A 2,604-nucleotide genomic window follows, 5' to 3' on the forward strand; every position below is an offset into this window, starting at 1 on the left:
CTAAATCCGGCAAAACCTACTCTCCCAGGCCGTCTCCAGCCAAGTACCATCGGCGTATTAAAGCTTAACTTCTGTGTTCGGTATGGGTACAGGTGTGTCCTTCATACTATTGATACCGGATAAACTAACAATCATATCTTCTTTGATCAAGTCTTCGACCTATTAGTACTCATTAGCTTAAAGTATTACTACTCTTACACCTTGAGCCTATCAACCTCGTTTTCTTCAAGGGGTCTTATCTAATGGGGAAATCTCATCTTGAGGGGGGCTTCGTGCTTAGATGCCTTCAGCTCTTATCCCGTCCAAACTTAGCTACTCAGCTGTGCCTTTGGCAAGACAACTGATGCACCAGAGGTTTGTCCATCCCGGTCCTCTCGTACTAAGGATAGCTCCTCTCAAATTTCCTACGCCCACGACGGATAGGGACCGAACTGTCTCACGACGTTCTGAACCCAGCTCGCGTGCCTCTTTAATGGGCGAACAGCCCAACCCTTGGGACCTACTTCAGCCCCAGGATGAGACGAGCCGACATCGAGGTGCCAAACCTCCCCGTCGATGTGGACTCTTGGGGGAGATAAGCCTGTTATCCCCGGGGTAGCTTTTATCCGTTGAGCGATGGCCCTTCCACTCGGTACCACCGGATCACTAAGTCCTAGTTTCCTATCTGCTCGACTTGTTGGTCTCGCAGTTAAGCTCCCTTTTGCCTTTGCACTCTTCGCACGATTTCCATCCGTGCTGAGGGAACCTTTGAACGCCTCCGTTACTCTTTCGGAGGCGACCGCCCCAGTCAAACTGCCCGACTGACAGTGTCCCTTCCCCTGATTCAAGGGGTTAGGTTAGAATCCTAAGTTTAAAAGGGTGGTATCCAAAGGTCGACTCCACTAATGCTGGCGCACTTGCTTCTTAGTCTCCCACCTATCCTGTACATTTAAACTCAAAATCCAATGTCAACCTACAGTAAAGCTCCACGGGGTCTTTCCGTCCTGTCGTGGGTAAGCGGCATCTTTACCGCTACTACAATTTCACCGGATCCTTTGTTGAGACAGTGCCCAAATCGTTACACCTTTCGTGCGGGTCGGAACTTACCCGACAAGGAATTTCGCTACCTTAGGACCGTTATAGTTACGGCCGCCGTTTACTGGGGCTTCGGTTCTAAGCTTCGCCTTTCGACTAACTCTTCCCCTTAACCTTCCAGCACCGGGCAGGTGTCAGCTCCTATACTTCGTCTTTCGACTTTGCAGAAACTTGTGTTTTTGGTAAACAGTCGCTTGGGCCTTTTCACTGCGGCCCCCTATTCAGGGGCTCCCCTTCTCGCTAACTTACGGGGTCATTTTGCCGAGTTCCTTAACAAAGGTTCTTCCGCTCGTCTTAGGATTCTCTCCTCACCTACCTGTGTCGGTTTACGGTACGGGCGATATCTTACTTGATAGTGGCTTTTCTTGGCAGTGTGGAGTTACATCCTTCTCTACTTGTTTTTCGATCCGCTTCACACTTCAACCTTCTCAAGAGCGGGATTTGCCTCACTCTTAGCCTTTGTGCTTGCACGCCTCACCAACTGGGCGCTTCTGCTATCCTCCTGCGTCCCCACTTACTTTTTAACGCTTGATATCGGTACAGGAATTTCCACCTGTTTTCCATCGACTACGCTTTTCAGCCTCGCCTTAGGTCCCGACTTACCCTGAGTGGACGAGCCTTGCTCAGGAAACCTTGGGTTTTCGACGGGTGAGATTCTCACTCACCTCTCGCTACTCATGCCAGCATTCTCTCTTCTCTAAAATCCACATCGGCTTACGCCTTATGCTTCGTCTCTTAGACATTGCTCCTCTACCACTATATTTACATATAGTCCACAGCTTCGGTATATAGTTTAGCCCCGGTTATCTTCGGCGCAGAATCACTTGACCAGTGAGCTATTACGCACTCTTTAAATGTATGGCTGCTTCTAAGCCAACATCCTGGTTGTCTGAGTAATTCCACATCCTTTCCCACTTAACTATTATTTTGGGACCTTAGCTGGTGGTCTGGGCTGTTTCCCTTTCGACTATGAAGCTCATCCCACATAGTCTGACTCCTTAGTGCTTGATTTGGTATTCGGAGTTTGATAGGTCTCGGTAAGCTCAATGCCCCCTTAACTATTCAGTGCTCTACCCCCTCATCATTGTTCACTAAAGGCTAGCCCTAAAGCTATTTCGAGGAGAACCAGCTATCTCCGTGTTCGTTTGGCTTTTCACCCCTATCCACAGGTCATCCGATAGCTTTTAAACGCTACCCGGTTCGAGCCTCCATCAGATTTTACTCCGACTTCACTCTGCCCATGGATAGATCACACGGTTTCGGGTCTATGGCAACAAACTTTCGCCCTATTAAGACTCGGTTTCCCTACGGCTCCGAAGCTTAACTTCTTAACCTTGCTTATTACCATAACTCGCTGGCCCGTTCTACAAAAAGTACACGATCCTGGTCTATAACCAGTTTCGCTGCTTGTAAACATTAGGTTTCAGTTTCTATTTCACTCCCCTCTCGGGGTTCTTTTCACCTTTCCCTCACGGTACTTGTTCACTATCGGTCACCAAGTAGTATTTAGCCTTAGGGGGTGGTCCCCCT

The 2,604-nt window shown here is 48.9% G+C and carries 2 rRNA genes; both read right to left on the reverse strand.

Going from position 1 to position 2,604, the window contains the following annotated elements:
* Nucleotides 1–4 precede the first annotated feature (4 nt).
* Nucleotides 5–120, reverse strand: a 5S ribosomal RNA gene (gene rrf, locus HMPREF9129_RS09795).
* A 22-nt stretch (nucleotides 121–142) separates the two neighbouring features.
* Nucleotides 143–2,604: ribosomal RNA gene (locus tag HMPREF9129_RS09800) — 23S ribosomal RNA — on the reverse strand; the annotation flags it as partial.

The organism is Peptoniphilus indolicus ATCC 29427, from assembly GCF_000227315.1.
Classification (GTDB): domain Bacteria; phylum Bacillota; class Clostridia; order Tissierellales; family Peptoniphilaceae; genus Peptoniphilus; species Peptoniphilus indolicus.